Source organism: Lapillicoccus sp. (genome assembly GCF_025353065.1).
Classification (GTDB): Bacteria; Actinomycetota; Actinomycetes; order Actinomycetales; family Dermatophilaceae; genus Lapillicoccus.
Genome location: NZ_JANXRJ010000143.1, coordinates 1 through 5,675 on the forward strand (window position 1 = coordinate 1; position 5,675 = coordinate 5,675).

The following is a 5,675-nucleotide window of genomic DNA, read 5'->3' on the forward strand; positions in this document are numbered from 1 at the left end:
ATTACGCGGGCCTGACTTCGCCCACCACCGACCCCTTCAGAAGCGGAAATTCACATGAAGAACGAAAATTATCGTCACCCAACAGATTCAACGGTAAAATGAGAAATTCAACTCTTTATCTTTGAGCGGCACGCATGCTACCAATGGTGGTAGGTCGGATCGCCTTTCCGACGGCCCGGGAACGGGTGTACCGGTGATCATTGGTTGGGGTGGAAAATGCATGGTGGGGTGAAGGTCTACCGCGGTTCGCCGGCGGCTGCGCGCAGCTATGTCGAGGCCGGCCGCCACGGCGGCGGAGGCCGCGGCCGTGCGGATGACTACTACCTCGCCGAGGGCGCCGGCGTCGCTGAGCGTTACACCGCCTCTCCAGAAGGGGGGGTACGCCCGGTCGGAACGTTGACCGGCGACTCCTACGAGAGGTGGGTCGCCGGGTACGACCCCGACACAAGCACGGCCAAGGGCCGGCTGCGCACCGACGCTGGCGGGGTCCGGTTCGTGGAGGTCGTGGTCAACGGGCCGAAGTCGTGGTCGCTGGCCGCGGCCCTCCACCCCGACATCGGCGCGGCGTACGACGGCGCCCAGGACCGGGCCGCCGCGCAGATCATAGGCTGGCTCGCCCAGCACGCCACGACCAGGGTCGGGCCACGCGGGGCGCAGGTCCAGGTCCCGGTCCAGAGATCGAGGCGGTGGTGGTGCGGCACTACACCTCGAGGGCTGGTGACCCGCACCGGCACCTGCACCTGCAGGTCAACGCCCGAGTCCTCGCCGAGGGCACCTGGCGGGGCCTGCACACGGTCGGGGTCCGCGACGCCCTGGCCGCGATCAACGGCATCGGCCACGCCGCCGTGATGTGCGACCCCGACTTCAGGGCCGCCCTGGCCGGGCACGGTTTCACCCTGGAGACCGGCACCGGCGAGATCGTGCAACTCGCGAGGTTCGTCGGGCCGTTCAGCGCCCGCGCCGCCCAGATCGGCCGCAACATCGACCGCTACGAGACGACCTGGCGGGCCGCCCACCCCGGGGGCGAACCGAGCCCGAAGGTGCGGCGCTCCTGGGACGCCCGGGCGTGGGCCGAGGACCGGCCCGACAAGGTCGCCCCCCAGGGCGGCGCCGACCTGACCCGGCGCTGGGTCCAAGAACTGATCGACCTCGGCTACCGCGACCCAGACCCCTCACCCACCTCCCCACCCATGACCTCACCGACCCCCTCACCCGCCCCGGCCGCAGCTGCGGCGGCGGCGGCGGCGGAGCCGGTCCGGGTCGGGACCCTCGACCGTGATAGCGCGGCCGAGCTGGTCCTGACCCGGCTGGGGGCGGCGCGCTCGTGGTGGAACGCCGCCGACGTCCGCGGGCAGGTCGAACAGCTGATCGCCGCCACCGGGATCACCTGCGTTGCCGCGGCCCGGTTGGAGCTTGCCGAAGACCTGACCGCCCGCGCCGTGACCCGGTGCCTGCCGCTGCTACGCCTCCGGGGTGTCCCCGAGCACATCCGGGCGCTCACATCCAGGCCGGTCCTCGACGTCGAGGCCGACCTGGCCGCCCGGTTCACCGCCCGCGCCGCAGCAGGCGGCCACCCCCTGCCCGAGCCCGTCCTCGCGATCGTACCCATCAAGACCGCCTCCCCCGTCGCCTGTTCCGGCGACGGGTTCGCTGCCCCGGGGTGGGGCCGGGACGGGTGGGATGCCGGGTTCGATACCGGGTTGGATGCCGGGCAGCGGCGGGTCGTGGCCGCGCTGGCCGGCACCCAAGGCCTGCTGGTCGTGGAGGGCGCCGCCGGCGCCGGGAAGACCACCACCTTGGCCGCCACCCGAACCGTGTTGCAGCAACAGGGGCGGCGGCTGGTGGTGGTCACTCCCACTTTGCAGGCCGCCCGGATCGCGGCGCAGCAGGTTGGGGCGGCGGCGTTCTCCGCGGCGTGGCTGGCCCACCAGCACGGGCACCGGTGGGACAACGACGGCCGGTGGACCCAGCTTCGAGTTGGCGACGCCGACCCGGTCACCGGCGGCGCCTACCTCGGCCCGGCCCCGGCCGCGGTCCTGGCCGCTGGTGACCTGCTGCTGGTCGATGAGGCGGGGATGCTGGACCAGGACACCGCCCGGGCGTTGATGGCGATCGCCGACACCGCCCACGCCCGCGTCGCCCTGGTCGGGGACCGCCACCAGCTGCCGGCGGTCGGCCGCGGCGGGGTCCTGGACCTCGCCGCCCACGCCGCTAACGCCGATGGGGCCCACCCGGGTGCCTGCCTGACGCTGGACGCGGTGCACCGGTTCGCTGACCCGACCTACGCCCAGCTGACCCTGTCCATGCGCACCGGCGGGCCCGATGGCCCGGGCGTGGTGTTCGACGCGCTGCTCGCCCGCGGTCAGGTCCGGTTCTACCCCACCCCAGCAGAACGTACCCAGGCCTTGTCAGAGGTCGCTGCGGCCGCCGTCATCGACGCAGCCGCTGCAGTCCCAACGACGACCGGCGCAAACACGCTCGAGGGCAGGCACGGGCAGGGGGTGGTGCTGGTGGCGGACACCCGCGAACAGGTGGCCGAGCTCAACGCCTCCATCCGGGAACGGCTCGTCGCCGCCGGGCACCTCACCGACACCACCACGGTGACGACCTGGGCCGGGGAACGGGTCGGGGTCGGGGACCACGTCGTGACCCGGCACAACGACACCGGCACCGATGTCGCCAACCGTGACACCTGGACCGTCACCGGCCTCCGCGATGACGGGACGCTGCTAGTCACCGGCCGCAGCGGCCACCGGGTCCTGCCCGCCGGGTACGTCCGCGACCACGTGCAGCTCGGCTACGCCAGCACCATCTACGGCGCCCAAGGGGTAACCACCGGCGCCGCCCACCTCGTGGTGGGGGAGCACACCGGCGCCGCCGGTGCCTACGTCGCGATGACCCGCGGCCGCGAGACCAACACCGCCCACCTCGTCGCCGACACCCTCCAAGCGGCCCGGGAGCAGTGGGTTGAGGTCTTCGGCCGGGACCGCGCCGACCTCGGCCCGGCCCACGCCGCCCGCCTCGCCGCCCACGAGTCCGCCTTCTACGCGCCCCACCGCCCCCACGCCGTAGCCCTGGCCGATCTGCGGGCCGCCTGGACCCACGAACACGCCCTGACCCAGGACCTGGCCACAGCCCGACACAACCGCTACCAGCTCGCCCAGGTCGTGGCCCCACCCGCCGACCACAACCACGCCGACCACGCCCACTACGCCGACTACGATTCAGACCATGACAAGCTTGTCGCCGCCCGCCTGAGGGCCTACCAGCAGGCCCGCGCGACAGCCGCCGTGGCGGGCGAGCAGGCCGCCCGACTGGGCACCCTGGTCGGCGACGACACCGTCCGGCGGGCCGGCCGGCTAGCCCAGGAATGGGACACCGGTCGCGCCGACGCCGCCGCAGCCGGGCAGACCGTCCGCGCCGGCGGCGGCCGGATCGGGCAGCATCGCGGCGCCGTCCGACGCGCCCGACACCACCTCCAGGAGTGGGCCGATCGGTGGCGCCCGGTCCTGGCCTGGCTACCGACCGATACCAACGAGCTCGCCGTCCACGTCGGCACCTTCGACGACCCCGACCTCGGCCAGGCCCTCACCGCCTCCGCCCGGACCGCCGCCGAAGCCGCCCACCCCGACCACGCCCCCGCCCAAACCCTGGCCGACACCGCCCGGCACACCGCAGACCAAGCCCTGGACGCCTACCACCGGGCCCGCACCAGCCACGCCCAGCAACCCCGGCACCCCGCGCAGCCCGGGCACCCCGCGCAGTTCACCGGCTCCGGCGACCCGGCCGGGTTGCCCGATCCCGCCGCCCATCTCGCGCAGGCCGAGCAGGACCTCGCCGAGCTCACCGACCAGGTCCACGCCGCCCACGCTGCGGTCCGCGCGGCACTGGCCGAACCCGCGATCCGCTCGCTCCCCGCCGAACAACTCGAGGCCGAACACCAACGCTGGGCCACCGAACCCCAGCAGGAACGACACACCAGTCCCGCGCCCGCTGCCGACCACCACGCCGCACCCGTCGTCGCGCCCACCCCGACCAGCAGCCGGCGGCACGAACGATCCGCGGCACACACCAGGCCGACGCCCGGCCCCGGGATCAGCCGCTAGCCCCAAGAACGCTAGCCCGCAAAAAAAACCACGCCCAGATGTCCACCCGGGCGGCCGAAAACCGCTTACTGAAGTATCACGTCAATCCAGTAAGGAGCCCACCATGACCCACCCCCACGACCTGCCACCGGTCAACGACGAGTTGCTGACCCTCGCCGAGGTCGCCGCCATCGTCCGCGCCCCCGTCGCCACCCTGCGCTACTGGCGCCACCTCGGTACCGGCCCCCGCAGCTTCCGCCTCGGCCGACGCGTCGTCTACCCCGGCGCCGACCTCCGAGCGTGGATCGACACCCAAGCCACCGCCTCACACGCCGGCGCCGCACCCAGCACCCAGCGGTAACCCACAGACAACTCGACCCGAGGCAACGTCACCGCCAGGACGTAGCCTGCTAAGCAGCAGAGAGGGTGCACAGACATGGCCAGCATCGAGAGACGCACCCGCAACGGTCAGGTGCGGTGGTACATGCGCTACCGCGACCCGTCCGGGGCGCAGCGGACGAAGACGTTCGACCGCAAGGTCGACGCCGAGCGGTTCCTGACTACGGTCGAGTCGGCCAAGCTGAACGGCGCCTACATCGACCCCGCAGCCTCTCGGCTCACGGTCGGGATCTGGGCTCAGCGCTGGCTCGACGGCCAGACGCACCTGAAACCGTCAACCCGCGAGCGATACGCCGGCATCCTGCGGGAGCACATCGTCCCCCGCTGGGGGACAACCAGGCTCGCGGATGTCTCGCACAGCACCGTCCAGGCCTGGGTCTCTGAGGTGGCGGCCTCGAGGTCGGCGGCGACTACCCGTAAGGTGCACCGGGTCCTGTCGTTGGTCCTTGCGATGGCGGTCAAGGATGACCGGCTGGTGCGCAACCCGGCCGCCGGTATGTCCCTCCCCCGCGTCGACTCTGCCGAGCGCATGTACCTAACCCACCGGCAGGTGCATGACCTGGCCGATGCGTGCGGGCAACAGCGGCTCACTGTCCTCTTTCTCGCCTACACCGGCGTGCGGTTCGGCGAGATGGCCGCGCTGCGGGTCGCACGCTTGGACCTGATGCGCCGCAGAGCGACGATCGCCGAGTCGGTGACTCTAGTCCGAGGGGTCCAGACCTGGGGGACCCCGAAGGGCCACGAGCGTCGGGAGGTACCCATCCCCCGCTTCCTCGTCGATGACTTGGCCGCGCACGTCGCCGGCCGTGACTCCGGGGACCTGGTCTTCACCGCAGTGAAGGGCGGCGCGATGCGGGCGCAGGGGTTCCAGCGCACCGTCCTGACCGAGGCGGCCGCCTCGCTGGGCCTCACCGGCATGCACCCACACGCGCTCCGCCACACCGCGGCGTCGCTGGCCATCGCGTCGGGAGCCAACGTGAAGGTCGTGCAGCAGATGCTCGGGCACAAGTCGGCGACCATGACCCTCGACCTGTACGGGCACCTCTTCGCGGACCAGCTCGACGAGGTCGCCGATCGCCTGGACGCCGCGGCTCGCGCCGTTGTGTACCCGATGTGTACCCGGGCCGACATCGTCTCGATACCTGCGGGGATAGGAAAAGGCCGATCCCCCTGTGAGACAAAGGAACCGGC

General features: G+C 72.2%; 3 protein-coding genes and 1 pseudogene. All 4 read left to right on the top strand.

The window, feature by feature from the left end:
- Positions 1 to 216: 216 nt before the first annotated feature.
- A pseudogene (gene mobF / locus Q0R63_RS11270) lies at positions 217 to 1,085 on the top strand (MobF family relaxase); the annotation flags it as partial.
- A gap of 105 nt (positions 1,086 to 1,190) precedes the next feature.
- Positions 1,191 to 4,106, top strand: coding sequence for an AAA family ATPase (locus Q0R63_RS11275; RefSeq protein ID WP_295697271.1), 2,916 nt, complete (start codon positions 1,191 to 1,193; stop codon positions 4,104 to 4,106).
- 103 nt (positions 4,107 to 4,209) lie between these two features.
- Complete coding sequence (locus Q0R63_RS11280) at positions 4,210 to 4,446, top strand: helix-turn-helix domain-containing protein (RefSeq protein WP_295697267.1); 237 nt, start codon at positions 4,210 to 4,212, stop codon at positions 4,444 to 4,446.
- Between the two features lie 75 nt (positions 4,447 to 4,521).
- Positions 4,522 to 5,675: site-specific integrase (locus tag Q0R63_RS11285; RefSeq protein WP_295697269.1), on the top strand; the 1,154-nt coding region annotated here is incomplete at its 3' end.

Excerpts from the sequence above, each read along its gene's own strand:
- Q0R63_RS11275 (WP_295697271.1), top strand. The coding sequence starts at position 1,191 with ATGACCTCACCGACCCCCTCACCCGCCCCGGCCGCAGCTGCGGCGGCG.
- Q0R63_RS11280 (WP_295697267.1), top strand. The coding sequence starts at position 4,210 with ATGACCCACCCCCACGACCTGCCACCGGTCAACGACGAGTTGCTGACC.